The 20,981-nt window shown below is 66.4% G+C and carries 23 protein-coding genes; 2 read left to right on the forward strand and 21 right to left on the reverse strand.

All coding sequences use genetic code 11. From position 1 onward, the window contains the following. Window positions 1–24 precede the first annotated feature (24 nt). The 3 genes from HDC29_RS02925 to HDC29_RS02935 all read right to left on the reverse strand — a co-directional run bounded on the left by HDC29_RS02925 (window position 25) and on the right by HDC29_RS02935 (window position 2,243). Window positions 25–783, reverse strand: a complete 759-nt coding sequence (locus HDC29_RS02925) for a class III extradiol ring-cleavage dioxygenase (RefSeq protein WP_373562746.1) — start codon at window positions 781–783, stop codon at window positions 25–27. A gap of 46 nt (window positions 784–829) precedes the next feature. Next, window positions 830–1,426, reverse strand: a complete 597-nt coding sequence (locus HDC29_RS02930) for an FMN-dependent NADH-azoreductase (protein WP_179494218.1) — start codon at window positions 1,424–1,426, stop codon at window positions 830–832. A gap of 121 nt (window positions 1,427–1,547) precedes the next feature. Then, window positions 1,548–2,243, reverse strand: coding sequence for a pirin family protein (locus HDC29_RS02935; RefSeq protein WP_179494220.1), 696 nt, complete (start codon window positions 2,241–2,243; stop codon window positions 1,548–1,550). A gap of 247 nt (window positions 2,244–2,490) precedes the next feature. Between HDC29_RS02935 and HDC29_RS02940 the strand changes: the two genes are divergently transcribed. Together HDC29_RS02940 and ctrA are read left to right on the forward strand one after the other, a co-directional pair. After that, window positions 2,491–3,438 (forward strand): LysR family transcriptional regulator, encoded by a 948-nt coding sequence (locus HDC29_RS02940; protein WP_179494222.1) that lies wholly within the window; start codon window positions 2,491–2,493, stop codon window positions 3,436–3,438. Between the two features lie 186 nt (window positions 3,439–3,624). Continuing rightward, entirely contained in the window at window positions 3,625–4,332 is a 708-nt protein-coding gene (ctrA, locus tag HDC29_RS02945) for a response regulator transcription factor CtrA (RefSeq protein WP_058457016.1), read from the forward strand. Between the two features lie 120 nt (window positions 4,333–4,452). Here ctrA and HDC29_RS02950 read toward each other — a convergent pair whose 3' ends face one another. The 18 genes from HDC29_RS02950 to HDC29_RS03035 all read right to left on the reverse strand — a co-directional run bounded on the left by HDC29_RS02950 (window position 4,453) and on the right by HDC29_RS03035 (window position 20,920). Next, a complete protein-coding gene (locus tag HDC29_RS02950) occupies window positions 4,453–5,826 on the reverse strand; it encodes a glutamate--cysteine ligase (protein WP_179497165.1) in 1,374 nt (457 codons plus the stop codon). Between the two features lie 47 nt (window positions 5,827–5,873). Then, the gene (locus HDC29_RS02955) at window positions 5,874–7,790 is read right to left on the reverse strand and encodes a proprotein convertase P-domain-containing protein (RefSeq protein WP_179494223.1); all 1,917 of its coding nucleotides are present in this window, start codon (window positions 7,788–7,790) and stop codon (window positions 5,874–5,876) included. 330 nt (window positions 7,791–8,120) lie between these two features. After that, window positions 8,121–8,543, reverse strand: a complete 423-nt coding sequence (gene rplQ, locus HDC29_RS02960; RefSeq protein ID WP_179494225.1) for a 50S ribosomal protein L17 — start codon at window positions 8,541–8,543, stop codon at window positions 8,121–8,123. A gap of 108 nt (window positions 8,544–8,651) precedes the next feature. Continuing rightward, the gene (locus HDC29_RS02965) at window positions 8,652–9,710 is read right to left on the reverse strand and encodes a DNA-directed RNA polymerase subunit alpha (protein WP_179494227.1); all 1,059 of its coding nucleotides are present in this window, start codon (window positions 9,708–9,710) and stop codon (window positions 8,652–8,654) included. Between the two features lie 100 nt (window positions 9,711–9,810). Then, entirely contained in the window at window positions 9,811–10,200 is a 390-nt protein-coding gene (rpsK, locus tag HDC29_RS02970) for a 30S ribosomal protein S11 (RefSeq protein WP_003040416.1), read from the reverse strand. 99 nt (window positions 10,201–10,299) lie between these two features. After that, window positions 10,300–10,668: a 30S ribosomal protein S13 gene (gene rpsM / locus HDC29_RS02975; RefSeq protein WP_037553668.1), complete on the reverse strand. Its 369-nt coding sequence runs from the start codon at window positions 10,666–10,668 to the stop codon at window positions 10,300–10,302. 201 nt (window positions 10,669–10,869) lie between these two features. Next, the gene (locus tag HDC29_RS02980; protein ID WP_179494229.1) at window positions 10,870–11,661 is read right to left on the reverse strand and encodes an inositol monophosphatase family protein; all 792 of its coding nucleotides are present in this window, start codon (window positions 11,659–11,661) and stop codon (window positions 10,870–10,872) included. Window positions 11,662–11,674: 13 nt separating this feature from the next. Then, window positions 11,675–13,018 (reverse strand): TldD/PmbA family protein, encoded by a 1,344-nt coding sequence (locus HDC29_RS02985; RefSeq protein ID WP_179494231.1) that lies wholly within the window; start codon window positions 13,016–13,018, stop codon window positions 11,675–11,677. A gap of 51 nt (window positions 13,019–13,069) precedes the next feature. Beyond that, on the reverse strand, window positions 13,070–13,390 hold the full coding sequence (locus HDC29_RS02990) for a hypothetical protein (RefSeq protein ID WP_257018009.1): 321 nt from the start codon (window positions 13,388–13,390) through the stop codon (window positions 13,070–13,072). A 287-nt stretch (window positions 13,391–13,677) separates the two neighbouring features. After that, the gene (locus tag HDC29_RS02995; protein WP_179494235.1) at window positions 13,678–14,283 is read right to left on the reverse strand and encodes a hypothetical protein; all 606 of its coding nucleotides are present in this window, start codon (window positions 14,281–14,283) and stop codon (window positions 13,678–13,680) included. Between the two features lie 79 nt (window positions 14,284–14,362). Next, on the reverse strand, window positions 14,363–14,878 hold the full coding sequence (locus HDC29_RS03000; protein ID WP_179494237.1) for a demethoxyubiquinone hydroxylase family protein: 516 nt from the start codon (window positions 14,876–14,878) through the stop codon (window positions 14,363–14,365). Then, entirely contained in the window at window positions 14,875–15,357 is a 483-nt protein-coding gene (locus HDC29_RS03005) for a disulfide bond formation protein B (protein ID WP_179494239.1), read from the reverse strand. The genes HDC29_RS03000 and HDC29_RS03005 overlap by 4 nt, the downstream gene beginning before the upstream one ends. Window positions 15,358–15,370: 13 nt before the next feature. Continuing rightward, window positions 15,371–16,759, reverse strand: coding sequence for a S41 family peptidase (locus tag HDC29_RS03010; RefSeq protein ID WP_179494241.1), 1,389 nt, complete (start codon window positions 16,757–16,759; stop codon window positions 15,371–15,373). Between the two features lie 133 nt (window positions 16,760–16,892). Beyond that, window positions 16,893–18,107 carry a murein hydrolase activator EnvC gene (locus HDC29_RS03015; RefSeq protein WP_179494243.1) on the reverse strand — a complete coding sequence of 405 codons (1,215 nt, stop codon included), beginning with the start codon at window positions 18,105–18,107 and terminating at the stop codon, window positions 16,893–16,895. Next, complete coding sequence (locus tag HDC29_RS03020) at window positions 18,104–18,532, reverse strand: 23S rRNA (pseudouridine(1915)-N(3))-methyltransferase RlmH (RefSeq protein WP_179494245.1); 429 nt, start codon at window positions 18,530–18,532, stop codon at window positions 18,104–18,106. The genes HDC29_RS03015 and HDC29_RS03020 overlap by 4 nt, the downstream gene beginning before the upstream one ends. A 32-nt stretch (window positions 18,533–18,564) precedes the next feature. Next, on the reverse strand, window positions 18,565–18,996 hold the full coding sequence (gene rsfS, locus HDC29_RS03025) for a ribosome silencing factor (RefSeq protein WP_373562747.1): 432 nt from the start codon (window positions 18,994–18,996) through the stop codon (window positions 18,565–18,567). Then, the gene (locus tag HDC29_RS03030; protein WP_257018010.1) at window positions 18,960–19,670 is read right to left on the reverse strand and encodes a nicotinate-nucleotide adenylyltransferase; all 711 of its coding nucleotides are present in this window, start codon (window positions 19,668–19,670) and stop codon (window positions 18,960–18,962) included. The genes rsfS and HDC29_RS03030 overlap by 37 nt, the downstream gene beginning before the upstream one ends. Beyond that, on the reverse strand, window positions 19,634–20,920 hold the full coding sequence (locus tag HDC29_RS03035) for a glutamate-5-semialdehyde dehydrogenase (RefSeq protein WP_179494249.1): 1,287 nt from the start codon (window positions 20,918–20,920) through the stop codon (window positions 19,634–19,636). The genes HDC29_RS03030 and HDC29_RS03035 overlap by 37 nt, the downstream gene beginning before the upstream one ends. Window positions 20,921–20,981 lie beyond the last annotated feature (61 nt).

Genomic DNA, 20,981 nt, shown 5'->3' on the forward strand with positions numbered 1-20,981 from the left:
GGCGCGCTATAGGCGGGCTGCCCCTTAGTCGAAAGCGTAAACGTCTATCGCGAGCACGGCATAGGTGGAGCTGGCGTGCAGGCGTCTGGCTTTGAGGGGTGTGTCGCCCGCGCCCATCGCGACGAACAGCGGCAATAGATGATCGGGCGTCGGGTGATTGTCGGCGCCGTGCGGTGCGCGCTCGACGGCGTGGAGGACATCGTCGACCGCTCCGGTCTTCATGCGATCGGCGACCCAGTCGGTGAAATCGCTGACCCACGCGGGCGCAGGAGCGTCGATCGGCGGACGCGTGGTGAAATAGGCGCGGAGGTTGTGCGTGATGCTTCCCGACCCGGCGATCAGCACGCCGTCGTCGCGAAGCGGAGCAAGCGCTTGCCCCAGCGCATAATGAAATTCGGACGATGCGCTCGAATGGATCGAGAGTTGGACGACCGGGATGTCGGCCCGTGGGTAGATGAGCGACAGCGGCACCCACGCGCCATGGTCGAAACCGCGTTCGGGATCGGCGGTGACCGTCAGGCCGCAGCTCGCAAGCATTTCGACCACGCGGCTCGCCAGTACCGGGTCGCCCGGCGCGGGGTAGCGCATCGCGAACAGCGCGTCGGGAAAGCCGCCGAAGTCGTGGATCGTCGGCGGGGCGGGCGAGGCGGTGACGGTGACGCCGCCGCCCTGATACGCGGCATCATGGTGCGCGGAGACGAGGAGGATTGCGCGCGGGCGCGGCAAATGGGCGCCCAGCCCGGCGAGGAAGTCCCGCGCCGGGCTGGGCTCGAGCGCCATCATCGGCGAGCCATGCGAAAGGAAAAGGCTCGGGAGACGGCGCATCGGTTCAGGCAGCCTGCTTCAGCTCGCCGATCGCCGCGGTCGCGCGGTTCAGCGCTTCGCCGTCCATCATCTGCTGGTCGGCGGCGATGATCGTGACATCGGTGATGCCCACGAAGCCGAGGACGTGGCGCAGATAGCCGGTGGCGAAATCATAGTCGCTGCCGACCGGCACGCCGCCCGATGCGACGACCAGATAGGCTTTCTTGCCCTTCAGCAGGCCTTCGGGACCGGCTTCGGTATAGCGGAAGGTGCGGCGCGCACGCGCGATCAGGTCGACCCAGGCCTTGAGCGAGGCGGGGATCGCGAAATTATAGACGGGGACGCCGATGACGATCGTGTCGGCGGCTTCGAGCTCGCCGATCAGCTCGTCCGAGCTTGCAAGCGCGGCCTTCTGTTCCTCGCTGCGGTCGGCGTCGTCGGTGAAATTGGCGCCGACCCAGCTTTCGGTGAGCAGCGCGGGCGGGGTGAGCGCGAGGTCGCGGTGGACGACGTTGGCGCCATAGCCCTGTTCGATAAGGTGGTTCACGAGCTGGCCCGAGAGCTGGCGCGTGGTCGACCCGCTGGTGCGGGCGCTGGCGTCGATACGAAGGATATTGGTCATGGCATTACTCCTTGGCTTTGAGGGGAGGGGAGAGGGGGTGCCGCGAGCCTGCCCATCGGGGGAGGCTCGCGGCGGGGTGGCCGCCGCCGGGGGAGGGGTAAGGCGGCGGCCGGGGGCTCCGTCAGAGGCTGTCGACGAGCACCAGTTCGGCGTCGTCGAGCGCCTCGACCTTGATCGTCCCGACATCGCGGAGCGCGATGCCGTCGCGAGGATCTGCCTCCTCGCCATTGACGCGGATGCGGCCCTTGGCGGCGACCAGATAGGCGTGGCGTCCGGCTTCAAGGTCGTAGGAGACGCTTGCGCCGGCGTTCACCGTCGCCGCGGCGACGCGGGCATTGGCGCGGATAGGCAGCGCGTCATCGCCCTCGATCCCGCTCGCCAGCGTCACAAACTGTCCCGAACGGTCGGCCTTCGGGAACTGGCGGGCGCCCCAGCCGGGATTGCCACCCTCGAGATCGGGGATGATCCAGATCTGGAACAGCGTCGTTTCCTCATCCTCGAGGTTGAATTCGCTGTGCGTCACGCCGGTGCCCGCGCTCATCACCTGGACATCGCCCGCCGCGGTGCGGCCGCTGTTGCCCATGCTGTCTCGGTGCGTGATCGCGCCGGTGCGGACATAGGTGATGATTTCCATGTCGCGGTGCGGGTGCGGGGGGAAACCCGACTGCGCCGCGATGGCGTCGTCGTTCCAGACGCGCAGCGCGCCCCAGCCCATGCGCTTCGGGTCGTTATAGCTCGCGAACGAGAAATGGTGGCGGGCGTCGAGCCAGCCATGGTTGGCGTGGCCCAGCGTGTCGAATTTGCGAATGTCGATCATGGCCTTGTCCTTTCTTTCGCAGCCACCCGGGGCTTTGGAGCCCGGCGGCGTTAGTCTGTTGAGGACAAAATAGGCATTTGGATCGTTTCTAAAATAGCGTAGATGGAAAACCATCGTTTCCAATATTGAAGTCCTTGCGAGCGGAGCGAAGCAATCCCCAGCGACCGTCCATAGGGACCGAAAGCTGGAGATTGCCGCGTCGCCTGCGGCTCCTCGCAATGACGAACAAGCGGATAGGAGATAGTTTATGGCGCTTCCCGACTATGAAGGCTGGGCCTGTTTCGTCGCCGTGGCCGATGGCGGCAGCTTTACCGCGGCGGCGGCCGCGCTCGGCCTGTCGAAGGCGAGCGTGTCGAAGGCGGTGACGCGGCTCGAGGCATCGCTCGGCATCACCCTGCTGCACAGGAGCTCGCGCGTCGTCGCCGTGTCGACCGCGGGCGCGGGGCTGCTCGACGAGGCGCGCGCGATGGTCGCGGCGGCGACCGCCGCGACCGAAGCGGCGCGCGGCGACCGCGTCGATCTCGCGGGCCCGATCCGTCTTGCGGCGCCGATGAGCTTCGGAATCAAGGTGCTCGGCCCGCCGCTCGCGGCCTTCCTCGACCGCCATCCCGCGGTCGAGATCGAGGTGCTGCTGAGCGACGCGCGCAATGACCCCGTCGCCGAAGGCATCGACCTCACTTTGCGCATTTCGCCGCTTGCCGATTCGAGCCTGCTCGCGCGCACGATCGCGCCGGTCGCGGCCTCGGTGATCGCGAGCCCCGCCTATCTGGAGCGGCACGGCACGCCCAGGCACCCGCTCGACCTCGCGGGCCACCGCCTGATCGGTTACGGTCACCGCCAGCGCGCGTTGCCGCTCCATTTCCATCGCAAGGGCGAGGAGGCGACGGTGCTGCCGACCGGGCCGCTCTTCGCGAACAATGGCGATGTCGCGGTACCGCTCGTTGTTGCGGGCGTCGGGATTGCGGCGCTCCCCGACTTCATCGCGGCCGACGCGCTGGCGTCGGGTGCGGTCGTGCCGATCCTGACCGACTGGTCGCTGCCGCAGTCGCACCTGCACCTGCTGTCGCCGCCGTCGCGGCTGCGTCCGGCGCGCGTGCGCGCGCTTTCGGACCATCTGGTCGATACGCTCAAGATGTCCTGCACCGGCGCGCACGAGCAGTATCTGGCGCTTCACCATGATGGAAAAGCGGGCTGAGCGACTGTTGCAAATAGAGCGCGACTCGTGGACTTCTGCGGGTTAAATCAAAATTAACCTTTTCCCTTCATTAGTTTCGTGGTTAATGTTCCGGCAGTCCTGCAACGGGGGTTGATCGGGTGACATCCTTGATGGTCATGCGATCGGTTCGCGGGATTATCGTGGGAAACAGTCAAGGGGTGCCTAATGCGCGTACTGCTGATCGAGGACGAGCCGACGACCGCGAAAGCGATCGACACGATGCTCACGACCGAAGGCTTCAACGTCTACACCACCGACTTGGGGGAAGAGGGCTTGGACCTGGGCAAGCTCTATGATTACGACATCATCCTGCTCGACCTGAACCTGCCCGACATGCACGGCTATGACGTGCTGAAAAAGCTGCGCACCGCGAAGGTGCAGACGCCGGTGCTGATCCTGTCGGGCATTTCGGAAATGGATTCGAAGGTGCGCTCGTTCGGCTTCGGCGCCGACGATTATGTCACCAAGCCGTTCCACCGCGACGAACTGGTCGCGCGCATTCATGCGGTCGTCCGCCGGTCGAAAGGCCACAGCCAGAGCGTCATCAAAACGGGCAAGCTCGCCGTCAATCTCGACACCAAGACGGTCGAGGTCGACAGCGTTCGCGTGCATCTGACCGGCAAGGAATATCAGATGCTCGAGCTGCTCAGCTTGCGCAAGGGCACGACGCTGACGAAGGAAATGTTCCTGAATCACCTTTATGGCGGCATGGACGAGCCCGAGCTGAAGATCATCGACGTCTTCATCTGCAAGCTCAGGAAGAAACTCGCGCTCGCCTGCGGCGGCGAAAATTATATCGAGACGGTCTGGGGCCGCGGTTATGTCCTTCGCGACATCGACGACGAAGGCAATGAGGTGCGCCGCGTCGCCTGACGCATGGCGCTTCGAAAGTTACCCGAGGGAACCCGGCGCGGAGCGATCCGCGCCGGTTTTCTTTTGCTCCGAATCAGCGTGACCCGGACTTGACCCCGGGCTCCCTCTTTCTGAAATTGTCTAGAAGCTCAGTTCGTCGTAGATTTTCGAAAGATCGTGGTGCCACGGCCCCTCATAGCGATCGAGCAGGTCGTGTGCGGGCGATTTGCCGCTCTTGGCAATACGGCGGAGCGGTTCGAGGAAGCCCACCTCATTATCGCCCATCGAATTGACCTCGCCGCGTGCCGCGAGGCCCGACGCCGCGATGTCGAGCACGCGGTGCGCCAGATCGCCGACATTGCCGCCGCCGGGCGCCGGGGCCTCGAGGCCTTCACTCGGCACCGCGTCGCGCAGCGCCTGCTGCTCCTCGATGCTCCAGTCCTTGACGAGGTCCCACGCCGCGTCGAGCGCGCCCTGATCGTAGAGCAGGCCGACCCACAGCGCCGGCAGTGCGCAGATGCGGTTCCACGGACCGCCGTCGGCACCGCGCATTTCGAGGAAGCTTTTGAGCCGCACTTCGGGAAACGCGGTCGACAAATGGTCGTTCCAGTCGGAGAGGTAGGGCTTCTCGCCGGGAAGCGCGGGCAGCTCGCCCTTCAGAAAGTCGCGGAAACTTTGCCCCGCGGCGTCGATATATTTGCCGTCGCGAAAGACGAAATACATCGGCACGTCGAGCATGTAGTCGACATAGCGTTCATAGCCGAAGCCGTCTTCGAACACGAAGGGCAGCATGCCGGTGCGTGCGGGGTCGGTGTCGGTCCAGATATGGCTGCGGTACGACATATAGCCGTTGGGCCGCCCCTCGGTGAAGGGTGACGAAGCGAAAAGCGCCGTAGCGAGCGGCTGGAGGGCGAGGCTGACGCGGAATTTCTGCACCATGTCGGCCTCGCTCGCATAGTCGAGGTTGGTCTGGATCGTGCAGGTGCGCAACATCATGTCGAGGCCGAGACTGCCGACGCGCGGCATATGCTCGAGCATGATCTTGTAGCGCCCCTTGGGCATGATCGGCAGCTCGGCGCGCGTCTTGTCGGGCCACATGCCAAGCCCGAGGAAGCCGAGACCGAGTTCGGCGCCGACTTCCTTCACCTGCTTCAAATGCCGGCCGGTCTCGGCGCAGGTCTGATGCAGATTTTCGAGCGGGGCGCCAGAGAGTTCCAACTGACCCGCCGGCTCCAGGCTGACCGTGCCGTCGCTGCCCGCCAGAGCGATGACCTTCCCGCCCTCGATCACCGGTTCCCAGCCGAAGCGCGTGAGCGCCATCAAAAGATCGTGGATGCCGCCGGGTTCGTCATAGGATGGGGCACGGTGGTCGGCGGTGCGATAGACGAATTTTTCGTGCTCGGTGCCGATGCGCCAGCGGTCCCTGGGCTTTTCGCCCTTGATCATGGGGTCCGCAAGTTGATCGCGGTTTTCGACGATGGGATCGTTGCTGTCGGAGGCGGTGCGCGTGCTCATGTCGCGCATTTAGACTATCCGGTATAGAATGCAATCGGGGCCGGTCGTCAGTTGATCGCGACGTCGAACAGGGTCGCCATCGACCCGCCGGGCAGCAGCGTCGCGGTGGTCGCGGCGACAGTCGTCCCTGCTGCCGACGCGCCGAACGGGTCGCCTTCGTCGGCGCCGCTCGCATTGTCGTCCTCGATCGTCGCCGCGCCCGCGCAGCTCGTGCCGCTGCGCAGCGATCCGGCGATGAAGCTGGTTCCGGGGGGCAGCGGATCGGCGACGCTGATGCCCGTCGCGGTGCCGCTGCCATTGTTGGTGACGAGGATGCAGTAGCGCATCCTCGCGCCGGGGATCGCTTTCGGATTGGCCGTGCCGTTCACCGGGTCGCTGACGATGCTGCTCGTCTTCGCGATCGTCAGATTGGCGGTCGGGCGGCAGAAGATGATGTCGTGGAGCGCCATGCCCTGTTGCCCCGGGTTGGCGGGGGCGAGGCCGTGGCTGCCATATTCGATCGTGATGCTGTCGACGGGTGTGTTGAAGGTCACGGTGACCGTGCCGTCGGCGCTGCCATCGGTCGACAGCACGTCGCCATAGGCGCTGTTCCCGATCACATAATTGGCGGAGCCGTTGGTGAGTATGGGGGTGACGGCGGCGCCGTTATAGATGCCGATGACGGTCACGCGGTCAGCGAACTGGCCCGATGCATAATCGACGTCGAACAGCCGGAATTGTGCGCCCGGCACCGCGGTCGGCAGCGTGATCGTAGTGGTGACGGTCCCCGCCTGGCTGGTGAAATCGACAAGCTCGAAAATCGAATATTGCGCCGGATTCAGCCCGCCGGTGACGACATTCTGCCGCGTCGGCGACTGGCCGCCATAGGTCGCGTTGCTCAGAAAGCTGCCGCCGTTGATCGCAATGTTGACATTCGCGCTGCCGATCGCCGTCAACGTCGCGCCGGCGCTCGTCGTGCCCGCCGGCCAGCTGACGCTGTCCCAGTCGTGCACCGTCGTGCCGACCGGGCAGACGAGCGCCGGCGGCGTCCCGGCGACGCGCGTCCCCGACACGGTAAAGCTCGCGCTGTCATAATCATCCTCTCCCGCCGCGCCGTTGCCGGGCGTCGAATCGAAGTCGAGGGCGGAGGAGGCGCTGATCTCGGCGATGTTGGTGACGCTCGCGCCCGCCGTCGCCGCGACGGTGCCGCTGATCGTCAACGTCCGCGTTGTCCCCGCGGGTATGCTCCCTACCGTCCACACGCCGGTCACGCTGTTATAGCTGCCAAAGCCCGACGCGCCCGTGAAATTGAAGCCCGGTGGCAGATTGTCCTGCACCGTCACGCCGCTGGCGGTCAGCGTCGACCCGCTCGCATTGGTGACGCTCAGCACATAGTTGATGCTCGCCCCGAACGCCGGCGCCGCGTTGCTGACCGATTTGGTCAGCGACAGGTCGGCGAAGTTCGACGGCACGCTGGTCAGGTAGAGATCGGCTCGCACGAAATTGCCATTGTCGGCCGATGGATATTGGTCGCAAATCTCGAGCCGCCAGGTCCCGGCGCTGTTCTGGCCGTTGAAGGCCGATAGCGGCGAGTTCGGGCCGAAGACATTCTGATAGGGGGGCGCGCTGGTCGAATGATTGGTGCCGTTGCCGTCGCTGTTGACGGCCTGCGCGGCGTCATCGTCGAGGTGGACGTTGAAATTATTGCCGTCGATCGAACCGGTATCGCCATCGACCAGCTGGACGCGCGTCCCGGCCGGCGATTGCAGCGTGACGCGCAGGTCGCCGCGCCAGCTGTGCGTCGCGAGCAGGCCGAGATCGACGTCGCCGACGGTATAGCCGGTACCGACGGTGAAATTGCGCACCAGCGGCGCGGTGCAGGTCGTCGCGGCATTGATCGTGCCGGTAGTGGTGTTGCTATAGGTTGTGGTGGTCTGCGCGGCGACGGGATTTGCGACAAGCGTCAACGCCAGCCAGACGAGCATGATACAGGCTCGCGCAGACTGCAAACACTGGCCCCCACGCCAGCGGTATCGGCTCTGGTCCCGCCGTTGCATGGCGCCGCTATGGAGGCGGGATAGCTAATATCGGGTTAAAATGAGCACGCTGGCGTCGATTCTGTCCGGTCGCGGGACAGTTTGTCGGATTGGTCACCCGGTCTTTATCCGGGGTCCATGCGGAGTGGGAGGAATGGATCCCGGATCAAATCCGGCATGACGAAATAAGCGAATGACCGCCCAAAGCAGCCTGCTGCAAGAAAAAGGGCGGCCGTCCCATCGGACGCCGCCCTTGATCTATTAACGAAGAGGCGAAGCTCAGGCTTCGGCCATGTCCTCGTCATATTGTTCCACAGGACCCGAATCCTGGCCCTTGGCGTCGACGTCGCGGTCGACGAATTCGATGACGGCCATCGGCGCCGCGTCCGAGGCGCGGATGCCGGCCTTGATCACGCGGGTGTAGCCGCCGTTGCGGTCCTTGTAGCGTTCGGCCAGCACGTCGAAGAGCTTCTTGAGCTGCGTGTCGTCGAGCAGGCGGCTGTTCGCGAGGCGGCGGTTGGCAAGGCCTCCGCGCTTGGCGAGCGTGACCAGCTTTTCGATATAGGGACGCAGTTCCTTCGCCTTGGCGACGGTCGTCGTGATCTGCTCATGCTTGATGAGCGAAGCCGACATATTGCGGAACAGGGCCGTGCGGTGCGCGCTCGTGCGCTGCAGCTTCCGGCCACCCGATTTATGACGCATAATTCTTTCCTTTGTTTGTCAGAGGGGCCGTGTGAGGTACCCCAAGCCAGGTCGATTGCGGGCCGACCCCTTCCCGTTGTTGGCCCCGGCCGAAGCCGGGGCGCAAAATCAGCCGAGAAGTTCCTGTTCGAGCTTCTTGGCCATTTCTTCGATGTTCTCCGGCGGCCAGCCGGGGATGTCCATGCCGAGGCGCAGGCCCATCGACGACAGCACTTCCTTGATTTCGTTCAAGGACTTGCGGCCGAAGTTCGGCGTGCGCAGCATTTCGGCTTCGGTCTTCTGAACGAGGTCACCGATATAAATGATGTTGTCGTTCTTGAGGCAGTTGGCCGAACGGACCGACAGTTCGAGCTCATCGACCTTCTTGAGAAGGAAGCGGTTGAGCTGGTTGACGTCCGACTCGTCGGCGGTGGTCGGCGACGCCGCCATGCCGATGAGGCCGCTGTCGTTCATCGCTTCTTCGAAGTGGACGAAGACCTGGAGCTGGTCCTGGAGGATGCGCGCGGCGTAAGCGACGGCGTCTTCCGGGGTGATCGTGCCGTCGGTTTCGACGGTCAGGTTCAGCTTGTCATAGTCCAGTTCCTGGCCGATGCGGGCATTGTCGACCTTGTAGGCGACCTGGCGCACCGGCGAGTAGAGCGAGTCGACCGGGATCAGGCCGATCGGCGCATCGACCGGACGGTTGGCGGTCGCGGGGACGTAACCCTTGCCGGTGTCGGCAACGAGTTCCATGTTCAGCGTCGCACCGTCGTCGAGGTGGCAGATGACGTGGTTCGGGTTCATCACCTTGATGTCGCCCGACACCATGATGTCGCCGGCCTTGACGGTCGCGGGACCGGTCGCCGAAAGCTGAAGCCGCTTCGGGCCTTCGCCTTCCATCTTGAGCGCGATCTGCTTCACGTTGAGGACGATGTCGGTGACGTCTTCACGCACGCCGGCCAGGCTCGAGAATTCGTGGAGCACATTCTCGATCTTGATCGACGTGATGGCCGCACCCTGGAGCGACGAGAGCAGCACGCGACGCAGCGCGTTGCCGAGCGTCAGGCCGAAACCGCGCTCGAGCGGTTCGGCGACGAAGGTCGCCTTGCGCTTGCCGTCGCTGCCAGCCTTGATTTCCAGGTTGCTGGGCTTCTTCAATTCCTGCCAGTTCCGGATATTGACAGTCATGGATTTCCCTTTGCTTTGGGCGGGACGGGCGGGGGTCGACCACCTGTCCAGCGAGGATTTTTGTACGGGCAACGCTCCGGCGGAGCGTGCCCGAAAGACGTCAGACGCGGCGGCGCTTGGCCGGGCGGACGCCATTGTGCGGGATCGGCGTCACGTCGCGGATCGACGTGATGTGAAAGCCCACAGCCTGCAGCGCGCGGAGCGCCGATTCACGGCCGGCACCCGGTCCCTTGACTTCGACTTCGAGCGTGCGGACGCCATGTTCAGCGGCCTTCTTGCCCGCGTCTTCGGCGCAGACCTGCGCCGCATAGGGAGTCGATTTGCGGCTACCCTTGAAGCCCATCATGCCGGCGCTCGACCAGGCAATCGCATTGCCCTGCGCGTCGGTGATGGTGATCATCGTGTTGTTGAAGGTCGCGTTGACGTGGGCGACGCCCGACGAGATGTTTTTGCGTTCGCGCCGACGAAGGCGCTGCGGTTCACGAGCCATGATGAAATCCTAACCTAAATCCTGAATGGCCGGTGGCGGACGGATCGCCGCTGTCCGGCAGGGAAAGCAAGGAAGCGCGCCGCGGGGGCGCGCTCGACCTTACTTCTTCTTGCCGGCGATCGGCTTTGCCTTGCCCTTGCGGGTGCGCGCATTGGTGTGCGTGCGCTGGCCGCGGACGGGAAGGCCCTTGCGATGACGCAGGCCGCGATAGCAGGCGAGGTCCATCAGGCGTTTGATGTTCATCGCCGTGTTGCGGCGAAGGTCGCCCTCGACCGTGTGGTCGGCGTCCAGCGTTTCGCGGATCTGCAGGACTTCGGCGTCCGACAGGTCCTGAACGCGGCGGCTGTGGTCGATGCCCAGCTTGTCGGCGATGTCGACGGCGGTCTTGCGACCGATGCCGTGGATATAGGTGAGCGCGATGATCACGCGCTTGTTGGTGGGCAGGTTGACGCCCGCGATACGTGCCATTGGTAACTTTCTCCTGCTCCACAGGGCGCGCTGGCAATCGGCCCCATCTCAAAGCGTCTGAATTTCCAACGCAAAAAACGGACCACGATGCGCACGAAGACGCTTCGCCGTCCGGTCAGGCTGTCGGAATGTTCGCGCAGTTAGGGTGAGTCGCCCCGAAAGTCAAGCAGACTGCGGTGAATGGCTTGTCCGAAGATGCGATCACGAAGGGGATGTAAGCGCGACCGCGCGATCGTTCAAGCGGGAGACGACCGCCCGATGAATCCCGGGAGCGCAGGCGATGACGCCAAAGGCCTGCGCGCGCGGGGTGTTGAACCTCAGCGTCTCGCCGAAGGCATCGGTGACGGCCGCGCCCGCCTCGGCCGCGATCAGTGCCGCGGCGGCGACATCCCACTCGAATCCCCAGCGCAAGGTCGCGACGAGGTCGGCACGGTCGTCGGCGACGAGCGCCATGCGGAGCGCAATGCTGTTCGGCTTGGTCACCATGATCAGGTCGCGGTCGATCCTGGGCAGGCTGTCGGCGGGAACGCGCGACCCGTCGAAGATCATGCGGCGGCTGGCGCGCAGCGTTTCGCCGTTCAATGTCGCGCCCTTGCCCTTTTGCGCGACCCACAGCTCGTCGAGCGCGGGGGCGTAGAGCACCCCGAGTTCGGGCGCCCCATCGACCACCAGCGCGACCGACACGCACCAGCCGGGGCGGCCACGGATGAAATCGCGCGTGCCGTCGATCGGATCGACGCACCACATCGCGCGGCACGCCAGCCGGTCTTCATTGTCGGCCGTCTCCTCGGACAGCCACCCTGCCTCGGGCACCATGGCGCCGAGCACCGCCTTCAGCCGCGCGTCGACCGCCAGGTCGACGTCGCTCACGGGATTGTCGTGCGATTTGTGCCACACGTCGACCGCCTTGCCCTCGCCGCGCCAGCGCGCCATCGCCATGTCGCCAACCTCGCGGGTCGCGGCGATCATCGCTTCGAGGTTGCGCGCGGGCATCGGCTGACGGTCCTTAGCTGCTCGCGACGGTCATGCCGTCGATGCGCAGCGTCGGCGCATTGGTGCCGTGGCGGAACTCGAGGTCGTTCGCGGGGATCAGCGCGGCGAACATGTCGATCAGATTGCCCGCGATCGTGAATTCGGCGATCGGCCCCGCGATCTGCCCCTCGCGGATCAGGAAGCCCGACGCCCCGCGGCTGTAATCGCCGGTCACCGGGTTGACGCCCTGGCCGATCAGTTCGGTGATATAGACGCCCTCGGCGATATCTTCCATCAGCGCTGCCGGGGTCACGCTGCCGGGTGCAAGGTGGAGATTGCTAGCGCCGACCCCCGATGCACCGCCGCCGCGGCTCGCATGGCCGGTCGGCGCCAGGCCGAGTTGCTTCGCCGACGCGGTGTCGAGCAGCCAGCCCGTGATTTTGCCGTCCGCGACGATGTCGCGTGCTGCGGTGGGCAGGCCTTCGCCGTCAAAGGCGCGGCTGCGCAGCCCGCGCGGTCGGTGCGGCTCGTCGCGGATGACGATGCCGCTGTCGAACAACATCCGCTCTTCCTTGCCGAGCAGGAAGCTCGTCCCGCGCGCGATCGCCGGACCGGCGATCGCGCCGAGCAGATGGCTGACGATGCTGCTGCTGATCCGGGGATCGAGGATGACCGGCAGCTTGCCGACGGGCGCCTTGCCGGGGTTCAGTCGCGCAACGGCGCGGGTGCCGGCGCGGGTCCCGATGTCGGCGACGCTTTCAAGGTCGGCCAGATGATGCGCGCTATGCCAGCCGTAATCGCGTTGCATCGCGGCGCCTTCGCCCGCGATGACGCTCGCCGACAGGCTGTGCCCGCTCGCTCCATAGCCGCCGGCAAAGCCGTGGCTCGTCGCGAGCGCGAAGCGCGTGCGGCTGTGGCTCGCGGAGCCGCCTTCGCTATTCGTGACTCCGGCGACCGCGCGCGCGGCTTCTTCGACCGCGAGCGCGGCTTCGCGCAAGGATTGCGGGTCGGCTTCGCTGCCGTCGTCAAGGTCGAGATCGGGGATTGGGCCCTTGAAGAGAAGTTCTTCGGGCGCGAGGCCCGCATAGGGGTCCTCGGGCGCTTCGCGCGCCATCGCGACGCAGCGGGTGACGAGCTTCGCCAGCTCGTCCGCGTCCATGTCGGCGGTCGACACGCTCGCGCTACGCTGCCCGACGAAGACGCGCAGCGAAATATCCTGCCCCTCCGACCGCTCGACATCTTCGAGCGTGCCGAGACGCATAGAAACCGAGGTCGCGGCGTTGCAATAATAGAGCGCGTCGGCGGCATCGGCGCCGGCTTTGGTCGCGGCGTCGCACAGCATCTGCGCGCGATCGAGGGCTTCGGAAACGGTCAGCATTGCCGCGCCCTATACGGCAGGCGGGCCAGCGTCAAACCTGGCTGCGGGCGATTAGCCGGTGATCGCGGCGATCGCGTCGGTCGCGGCGATCGCGCCGCTGATCCACAGGAAGGGCAAAGTCAGCGCGGCGAACCACAAGCGGCGAACGTCGCGGCGGAAGCGCGCGTGAAGGCCCCAGCTTGCGAGCGCCTGGCGGCTCAGATGATACCAGTGCCGTTCGGTCGATCGCGCGACCGGAAGCGCGAGCGCGAGCAGGATGATCAGCGCGACGACGATGAAGGCGGACGGCGCCCCGGCGGCGACGACGCTCATGACGAGCCAGATCTGCAGCGCGGCGAAGGCGAGGAGGGCGGTGGCGGCATGCCAGGTCATTCGGCGACCGAGGCTCCGTGCCGGTGGCACACTGACTGCCGTGCGCCTCCACAGGCGCGGTCCGAATGTTGATGCCATATTACAGCCCCCTAGGCTGGCGATTCCCAGAACCGCACGATTTGCCCCAAAAATTCCCAAGTCAAGACAGCTTGCCAGCGATTCGTTAATTTTTGCACTCGATTCGGCGCGCATTCGCAACCAAATCGCGGCGGATCGCAAAAAAAGCTGCAATATTGGCAATATGGGCCGCCGGCGGACCGGCGCGCAGGGGTTTCAGCGGCTCGCGATCAAGGTTGCGGCGGGACCGGCAGCGGCTCCGCATCGGCTTCATCGGGCGCGGCCGGGGCGGGACCCTCGCCATTGGCCTGTCGTTCGAGTTCCGCGGCCGCCTTCTGCCGCTCGGCGAGCGCGCGCTCCTCGGCGACGACCGCAGCTTCGACCTCTTCGGCCGCGGCGTCGATCCCCGCGAGGCGCTTGGCGCGCTCGTCGGCGATCATCGCCTGCCAATCGGTCTTGTCGGCCGCCTTTTCTTCGGCGCGTGCGCCCGCGAGCAGCGCCTGCGTGCAGCCGGTGAAGCCGCCGAGGCCGGTCGGCGAGCAGCTGTCGGTGCCGAAGCGGCCGACGCGTTCGAGCGCGACAACCTTGTTCGCCCACGCCTCGTTGCGGGGATCGAGCGGGTTGCCGCGCAGCATCGGCGGTACGCGATAGCGTTCGGTTTCGGGCAGGCGGTTACACACGACGATTTCGTCGGGGCTCGATTGTTCGCACTTGTCGTCGCCGTAAACGATGACCTGATTGATCTTCTCGGCCTCGACCGTGGCCTCTTGGGCCGCGACGGGCAAGGCGGCGGCGCTGCCGGCGAGGATCAGCGCGAACAGGGGGAGGCGGGTCATCTCGATCTTCCTTTGTCGTTTCGGGCGGCATGACAGCCGCTACCTGCATCCGTTATGAACGGCGCTGGCGGTTATTCTATCAGATACGTTTCGACAGCGCGATGGCTGCACGGCAACCGGCGCGAATGGCAAGGCTGAGGATCGGGTAGCCGGGGGCGCTTTCGGCGCCCGCCGCCAGTGCGGCTTCCTTATGCTCAAGCTCCTCGGCGCGAAAATCCTCGACCGCGGCGCTGAGTTCGGGGTCGCTGTCGCCCAATTCTGCGAGTTGTTGCTGGTAATGCCGGTCGATCTCGGTCTCGACCGCGGCGGTGCACGCCATGGCCGCCTTCGGCCCCATCGCAGCGGTCACCGCGCCCAGCGCGAAACCCGCGACGTTCCAGATCGGCTGGAGCGCGGTCGGGCGCACTCCGCGCCGCGCGATCATCGTGTCGAAATATTTGCGGTGCCGCTCTTCCTGCTCGGCCATATGCGCGATCTCGCGCGCCATCGGGTGGCGGTCGCCCATCACCGCGAGCTGGCCGGCATAGATGCGCGTTGCGCCATATTCGCCCGCCTGGTCGACGCGGATCATCGATGCGGTGCGTTCATTCGTCATGCCGCCGATGTGCGCCCCCGGCGCAGCAACGTCAAGACGAGCGCGGCGGCGGCGAACGAGAAGATCGCGTTGAAACCCGCAAGCGAAATGCCGAACAGCGACCATTGCACCGCATCGCAGCGGATCAGCGGCGCGTTCATGATCGAATCGAGCGTGACGGGGCCGGCGCCACCGGTCGCACAGGTCGTGATGCCTTCCCAGAATCCATATTCGACCCCGGCGTGAAAGACGCCGATCGCCCCGCTGATGGCAATAGCGACCGCGGCGAGCAGCGTTAGCGCGCGCATCGCCTTATCGTTTCGGCGCAGCAACAGTGCAAGCAGCGCGAGCAGGATCGCCGCCTGGTGCGGCCAGCGCTGCCAATAACACATCTCGCACGGGTGGAGGCCAAAGCCATATTGCGACACGAGCGCACCGCCATAGAGCAAGAGCGGCGCCGCGAACGCGGCGAGGGGCGCGGCGAGGCGCGATTTCCGCATGTCCGAAACGCCCTTAGTTGCGGCGCGCGGGCTTGGCGCCGGCTTTGCCGGCTTGCGCCATGCGCGCCGTGCCCGGTCCGATCCGCCCGATCGTCTGCAGCGCATAGTGGAGCTGGAAATCCTCGATGCCCTTTTCCTTGAGCTCCTCCGCGGTCGCAGTGAAGCGCGGATCGGCCTTTTCATCCTTTTCGATCAGGCCGTCGTCCACCTTCTTCTCGTTGATCAGATGGCGGCGCAGATCGCTTTCGCGGAACTTGGGGCGCGAGGCATAATCGGGATCGCTGAGCTGGGGCACCTGGATGTCGGGGTCGATCCCGCCTTCCTGCACGCTGCGGCCCGAGGGCGTGTAGTAACGCGCGGTGGTCAGGCGAAGCGCCGTGGTGTCGGTCAGCGGCAGCACCGTTTGCACCGATCCCTTGCCGAAGCTGCGTTCGCCCATCACGACCGCGCGGTGCTGATCCTGCAGCGCGCCCGCGACGATCTCGGAGGCCGAGGCCGATCCCGAATCGATCAGGACGACGACCGGTGCACCCCCGGCCGCGTCGCCGGGCTCGGCGAAATAGCGCTCGATGTCGCCCTTCTTGCGGCCGCGCTGCGACACGATTTCGCCGCGTTCGAGGAACAGATCGCTGATCCCGACGGCTTCGTCGAGCAGCCCGCCGGGGTTCGAACGCAGGTCGAGGATCCAGCCGCGCGGTTTTTTGCCCAGCGATTTTTCGACCGCCATCATCGCGGCCTTGAGGTCGGCCGTCGCGTCGGCCGAGAAGCTGGCGACGGTGAGCACGCCGACGTCGCCGCTGACTTCCCATTTCACGGGCTTCAGGTCGATGATCTCGCGCGTCAGCGTCATTTCGATCGGCTTATCCTGGCCCTCGCGCACGACGGTGACCTCGATCTGCGTGCCCGGGCGTCCGCGCATCTGCTCGACAGCCTCGTCGAGCGTCATGCCGAAGATCAGCTCCTTGTTGATGTGGGTGATATAATCGCCCGCCTTGATTCCCGCCTTGTCGGCCGGGGTGTCGGCGGTCGGCGCGATCACCTTGACGACGCCGTCCTCCATCGTCACCGACAGGCCCAGCCCGCCATATTCGCCGTCGGTCTGGGTGCGCAGGTTCGAAAAGCCGCGCGCGTCGAGATAGCCCGAATGCGGATCAAGGCTGGCGAGCATGCCGTTGATCGCACCTTCGATCAGCTTCGAATCCTCGACCGGTTCGACATAGTTCGATTTCACTTCGAGATAGACGTCCATGAAGCGCGCGATTTCTTCCTGTGTCTTCGAATCGACGGTCGCCATCGCGCCGGTCGCGAGCGGGACGAGCGCCAGCGTCGAAAGCGCGGCGGCCCCTTGCCACAAGGCGAAGCGGCGCTTCGGGGACGCGGTGGTTTTGGTCGAGTCGGTCATGTCAGTCTTTCACTCGGGCGAGAGCCATCCCGCCTTATAATCCCCGGCGCGCCATCATCCTATGCAAATCTGCACGGGTCAAGCGGGGCATCCCTGTGCGGGACAGCGGCCGGATGGGCGACGAACCGCTCACTCAGCCGATCATCGCGACGACATCGACGGGGCGCCCCGCCCTGCGAAGTTCGACGGTGATGCGGCTGTCGTCCGACCCGGCGCGTCCGACCGGCGCGCCGGCGTCCACGGTGTCGCCGACCCCGACCGACAGCGCGATCATCCCGGTCAGCAGCGAGACCCAGCCGCCGCCATGGTCGATGATCACGATCTTGCCATAGCCGCGATAGTCGCCGGCAAAGCCGACACGGCCGGGCGCGGGGGCGACGACCTGCCCGCCGGGACGCGCCGCGATCGTGATGCCGCGCGATCGCACGCCGCTGTCGTTGACTTCGCCGAGTCCGGCGACGATGCGCCCGACGACCGGCAGGCGATAGGCGCCGCGGGTCAACTCGGCCTCCGCGGGGGCGGGCGGCGCGGCGGCGGCGATATTGCCTTCGGGGTTGCGCGGGCGCGGGATCGGCCCTGCAAGCTGTGCGAGTTCGGCACGCACCGCGCCATCGGCTTCGAGCGAATCCATCAGATCGACGATGTCGCGCGCCTTTTCACCCAGCCCGAGCGCGCGGTCGGCTTCGAGTTGCGCGCTGCTCATCAATTCGCGCGAACGCAGCCGACCTTCGTTTTCGAGCCGGGTCAGCGCGTCGCGGCGGTGCGCGAGCTGCGCCTTGCTCGTCGAAAGCGCCTTCAGCGCCACCGCCTGCTGCCGTCGCGTCGTATCGAGCAAGGTGAGTTCGCGGCGCACGCCAGCGGTGCGGCGCTCGATCACCGGCATCGCGGCGTCGATCACCGCGCGCGCGTGGACCATGTCGGAAAGCGAGCCTGGCTGCGCGAGCACGCTGACCGGCGGCTGGCGGCTCAATTGCTGGAGCGCCGCGGCGAGTTCGAGCAGGGGTTGCTGCTGTTCGGCGAGCCGCGCGCGCTGCGCCGACAGGCGGCGGCTGACGAGCGCGACGCGCGCCTCGCCCGCGCTGATATCGGCTTCGGCCGACTGGATACGCGCGGCGAGCGCTGCGCTGCGTTTCTTCAGCCGGTCGGCTTCGCTGCTCGCGGCGGTCGCCTGTTTTTCGAGCAGCGCACTGCGCGCCATCGCTTGCGCCGACTGTTGTTTTGCCTCGATGAGCTGTTCGCGCTCGCGCGCGGCGATCACCCGCGGATCGAAAATATCGCCCTGCGCCAGCGCAAGCGCGCCGCCAGCGAAAGCGGCGGTGGCGGCAACGATGATCGCGGCGCGCCTCATTGCCGGCCCTCGCGGTGATAGGGGTGCCCCGCGACGATGCTCGTCGCGCGCCACAATTGTTCGGCGAGCATCGCGCGCGCCATCAAATGCGGCCAGGTCGCGCGGCCGAAGGCGATGACCTTGTCGGCGCCTTCGCGCTCCTCGGGCGTGAAGCCGTCGGCCGCGCCAAGGCAGAAGCGCGCCTCGCGCACCCCGCCGTCGCGCCATGTTTCGAGCAGTTTGGCAAATTCGAGCGACGACATCTGCTCGCCGCCCTCGTCGAGCAGGATGGTGCGGCTGTTGTCGGCCGCGGCGGGCATGCGCCCCCCGCTATCGGGCAGTTCCGAAATCTTCTGCGCCCAGCTCACGCGCTTCATATAGCGATCGACCAGCTCGGCCTCGGGGGACCGCCCGATGCGCCCGCGCGCGATGATGTGCAGCAACATATCCGCCGCCTAACCTTCAGGCGGCGGTTGCGTCAATTCGCTGCTGCGACCGGCGGCGCGTCGCCGAACGACCACATGCGCTCGAGGTTGTAGAAGCTACGCACCTCGGGCCGGAACAGGTGGACGATGACGTCGCCTGCGTCAATCAGCACCCAATCGGCGTTGGGCAGCCCTTCGACGCGAACGCTGCGGCCCGCTTCCTGCTTGATCCGCTGCGCCAGCTTCTCGGCGATCGCCGAGACGTGACGCGTCGACCGGCCGCTCGCGATCACCATATGGTCGGCGATACTGCTCTTGCCGGCAAGCGGGATGGAAATGGTTTCCTGGGCCTGGTCCTCGTCCAGCTGGTGGAGGATCAGCGCGTGGAGCGCGTCCACGCTGTCATTGGCGGGTGCGGCGCCGGGCGCGGCCCCCTGGGTGGCGGAGATCAAATGCGTCCTTTCTTGGTCGGTTCCACCAGCCATGAACGCGTCAGCGGGTCGCGCATCGCGCGGCCTTCATAGCGTTCGAACCAGCGGGGGTTGGCCTGCCGTATCGCAGTTGCGGATCGCACATCGGGCGAAAATCGCAGGAACACGAGGGCGGGCGGTCTCCAGTCTGTCCAATGCGTCTTCTGGTCTGCGGGCCGGACAAAGCGCCGCAGCCATCCCATCGCACGTCTTGCACGGGCGCGGTCATTATAGCCCGGACGCGCGACAACCGCAATCGGCATCAACCGCGCGATCCCCCGCCAGTCGCGCCACTGGGGCAACTGGACCAGATTGTCGGCGCCCATGATCCAGATGAACTGGCGGTCGGGGTAGCGTCGGACGAGCTTTTTCAGCGTATCGACGGTGTAACGCGTGCCCAGCTCGGCCTCGATCGCGGTCGCGCGAATGGGCGAACGCCGCGCCGCGCGCTGCGCCGATCCGAGGCGCGCAGGGAGCGAAGCCATGCCGGTCTTCGGTTTCAACGGATTGCCGGGCGACACCAGCCACCACAGTTCATCGAGCCCGAGCGCGTCGATCGCGTTCAAACTGATCGCGCGATGCCCGCCATGCGCGGGATTGAAGCTGCCGCCGAGGAGGCCGGTGGGGAGGCGCCCCGATCTGGAGGGACGAGTCAGGGCCGGACCTGTCCCGTGCCGCGCACCAGCCATTTATAGGTGGTGAGCCCTTCCAATGCGACGGGCCCGCGGGCGTGGAGGCGTCCCGTCGCAATGCCGATTTCGGCGCCGAGACCGAATTCGCCGCCATCGGCGAACTGCGTCGAAGCATTGTGCATGACGATCGCGCTGTCCACCCCGGCCAGGAAGCGTTCAGCGGTCGCGGCGTCCTCGGTGACGATCGCGTCGGTGTGGCGGCTCGAATGCGCGTCGATATGCGCGAGCGCGCCGGAAAGGCCGTTGACCATGGCGATCGACACGATCGCGTCGAGATATTCGGTGTCCCAGTCGCCGGTCGAGGCGGGTTCGACGTGCGGGCTCAGCGCCACGACGCCCTTGTCGCCGCGCACTTCGCATCCCGCCGCAATCAGCGCGTCGATGATGGCGAGCGGCGCGGGGTAGGCGCGGTCGATCAGGATCGTCTCGGTCGCGCCGCAGACGCCGGTGCGGCGCATCTTGGCGTTCACGGCCAGCTCGACCGCCTTTGCCGGGTCGGCGGCGCCGTCGATATAGAGGTGGTTGATCCCGTCGAGATGCGCGAGCACCGGGACGCGCGCCTCGTCCTGCACGCGCGCGACCAGCCCCTTGCCGCCGCGCGGAATGATGATGTCGATCAGCCCCTGCGCGCGCAGCATCGCGCCGACCGCGGCGCGGTCCTGCGTCGGGACCAGTTGGACGGCATCGGCGGGCAGTCCGGCCTCGACCAGCCCCGCCGCGAACGCCGCGTGAAGCGCGCGGTTCGACTGCACCGCCTCGCTGCCGCCGCGCAGGATCACGGCGTTGCCCGACATCAGCCCGAGCGCTGCGGCGTCGGCGGTCACATTGGGGCGGCTTTCATAGATGATGCCGACGACGCCGAGCGGCACGCGGACGCGGCTCAGCACCAACCCGTTGGGGCGTGTCACACGGTCGATCTCGCTGCCGGCCGGGTCGGGGAGCGCCGCGACCGCATCGATCGCATCGGCGATCGCGCCAAGCCGGCCCGCGTCGAGCCGCAATCGGTCGAGCATCGCGGACGAGAGGCCATTGGTCTGCCCCGCGGCCATATCCTTGGCGTTGGCGGCGAGGATCTCGGCCGAACGCGCGCGGATCGCCGCTGCCGCTGCACCCAGCGCCGCTGCCTTGTCGGCGGTCGGCATCAGCGCGAGCTTTTTTGCCGCGACGCGCGCGCGCGCGCCCATGTCGGCGATCAGGGCGGCGGCATCGCCGGGCAGGGGCGGGGCGGTCAGGGCTTCGGCGTTCATGACGCGGCCACTATCATGTTTTTCCCGACTCTCGAAAGCCCCGTTGCGTGCCGCCGCGCGC

The sequence above is a fragment of the Sphingopyxis sp. JAI108 genome (assembly GCF_013410105.1).
Taxonomy (GTDB): domain Bacteria; phylum Pseudomonadota; class Alphaproteobacteria; order Sphingomonadales; family Sphingomonadaceae; genus Sphingopyxis; species Sphingopyxis chilensis.

What these genes read in the sequence shown, in the direction of transcription:
- HDC29_RS02955 (WP_179494223.1), bottom strand. Translation starts at nt 7,790, where the DNA reads ATGCTCGTCTGGCTGGCGTTGACGCTTGTCGCAAATCCCGTCGCCGCG.
- HDC29_RS02925 (WP_373562746.1), bottom strand. Translation starts at nt 783, where the DNA reads ATGATGGCGCTCGAGCCCAGCCCGGCGCGGGACTTCCTCGCCGGGCTG.
- HDC29_RS02930 (WP_179494218.1), bottom strand. Translation starts at nt 1,426, where the DNA reads ATGACCAATATCCTTCGTATCGACGCCAGCGCCCGCACCAGCGGGTCG.
- HDC29_RS03020 (WP_179494245.1), bottom strand. Translation starts at nt 18,532, where the DNA reads ATGTTGCTGCACATCATCGCGCGCGGGCGCATCGGGCGGTCCCCCGAG.
- HDC29_RS02965 (WP_179494227.1), bottom strand. Translation starts at nt 9,710, where the DNA reads ATGACTGTCAATATCCGGAACTGGCAGGAATTGAAGAAGCCCAGCAAC.
- ctrA (WP_058457016.1), top strand. Translation starts at nt 3,625, where the DNA reads ATGCGCGTACTGCTGATCGAGGACGAGCCGACGACCGCGAAAGCGATC.
- HDC29_RS02995 (WP_179494235.1), bottom strand. Translation starts at nt 14,283, where the DNA reads ATGACCCGCCTCCCCCTGTTCGCGCTGATCCTCGCCGGCAGCGCCGCC.
- rplQ (WP_179494225.1), bottom strand. Translation starts at nt 8,543, where the DNA reads ATGCGTCATAAATCGGGTGGCCGGAAGCTGCAGCGCACGAGCGCGCAC.
- HDC29_RS02980 (WP_179494229.1), bottom strand. Translation starts at nt 11,661, where the DNA reads ATGCCCGCGCGCAACCTCGAAGCGATGATCGCCGCGACCCGCGAGGTT.
- HDC29_RS03015 (WP_179494243.1), bottom strand. Translation starts at nt 18,107, where the DNA reads ATGAGGCGCGCCGCGATCATCGTTGCCGCCACCGCCGCTTTCGCTGGC.
- rpsM (WP_037553668.1), bottom strand. Translation starts at nt 10,668, where the DNA reads ATGGCACGTATCGCGGGCGTCAACCTGCCCACCAACAAGCGCGTGATC.
- rsfS (WP_373562747.1), bottom strand. Translation starts at nt 18,996, where the DNA reads ATGGCTGGTGGAACCGACCAAGAAAGGACGCATTTGATCTCCGCCACC.
- rpsK (WP_003040416.1), bottom strand. Translation starts at nt 10,200, where the DNA reads ATGGCTCGTGAACCGCAGCGCCTTCGTCGGCGCGAACGCAAAAACATC.
- HDC29_RS02985 (WP_179494231.1), bottom strand. Translation starts at nt 13,018, where the DNA reads ATGCTGACCGTTTCCGAAGCCCTCGATCGCGCGCAGATGCTGTGCGAC.
- HDC29_RS02990 (WP_257018009.1), bottom strand. Translation starts at nt 13,390, where the DNA reads ATGACCTGGCATGCCGCCACCGCCCTCCTCGCCTTCGCCGCGCTGCAG.
- HDC29_RS03000 (WP_179494237.1), bottom strand. Translation starts at nt 14,878, where the DNA reads ATGACGAATGAACGCACCGCATCGATGATCCGCGTCGACCAGGCGGGC.
- HDC29_RS02935 (WP_179494220.1), bottom strand. Translation starts at nt 2,243, where the DNA reads ATGATCGACATTCGCAAATTCGACACGCTGGGCCACGCCAACCATGGC.
- HDC29_RS03010 (WP_179494241.1), bottom strand. Translation starts at nt 16,759, where the DNA reads ATGACCGACTCGACCAAAACCACCGCGTCCCCGAAGCGCCGCTTCGCC.
- HDC29_RS02940 (WP_179494222.1), top strand. Translation starts at nt 2,491, where the DNA reads ATGGCGCTTCCCGACTATGAAGGCTGGGCCTGTTTCGTCGCCGTGGCC.
- HDC29_RS03035 (WP_179494249.1), bottom strand. Translation starts at nt 20,920, where the DNA reads ATGAACGCCGAAGCCCTGACCGCCCCGCCCCTGCCCGGCGATGCCGCC.
- HDC29_RS03030 (WP_257018010.1), bottom strand. Translation starts at nt 19,670, where the DNA reads ATGGCTGGTGCGCGGCACGGGACAGGTCCGGCCCTGACTCGTCCCTCC.
- HDC29_RS02950 (WP_179497165.1), bottom strand. Translation starts at nt 5,826, where the DNA reads ATGAGCACGCGCACCGCCTCCGACAGCAACGATCCCATCGTCGAAAAC.
- HDC29_RS03005 (WP_179494239.1), bottom strand. Translation starts at nt 15,357, where the DNA reads ATGCGGAAATCGCGCCTCGCCGCGCCCCTCGCCGCGTTCGCGGCGCCG.